The sequence below is a fragment of the Shewanella sp. AS16 genome, from assembly GCF_021412365.1.
GTDB classification, from domain to species: domain Bacteria; phylum Pseudomonadota; class Gammaproteobacteria; order Enterobacterales; family Shewanellaceae; genus Shewanella; species Shewanella salipaludis.
Map to the genome: position 1 here is coordinate 1 of NZ_JAKCLK010000139.1, position 317 is coordinate 317.

A 317-nucleotide genomic window follows, 5' to 3' on the forward strand; every position below is an offset into this window, starting at 1 on the left:
CATATTATTCTTATTGCTTCCCGTTCTTCTGTTACCGGGAAACTGGCAAAATTTGACTTTACCTGGTTTATCCCTGCCATTATAAAATACAGAAAAATATTTATTGAAACCCTTGTTGTATCTGTTTTTTTACAATTATTTGCATTAATAACCCCCCTTTTTTTTCAGGTGGTTATGGACAAAGTATTAGTACACAGGGGGTTTTCAACCCTTAATGTTATTACTGTCGCATTATCTGTTGTGGTGGTGTTTGAGATTATACTCAGCGGTTTAAGAACTTACATTTTTGCACATAGTACAAGTCGGATTGATGTTGA

The 317-nt window shown here is 34.4% G+C and carries 1 protein-coding gene; it reads left to right on the forward strand.

Features of this window, described 5'->3' with window-relative positions:
* A partial coding sequence (locus LZP73_RS19695) for an ABC transporter transmembrane domain-containing protein (protein WP_267960260.1) occupies positions 1-317 on the forward strand: 317 nt, incomplete at both ends.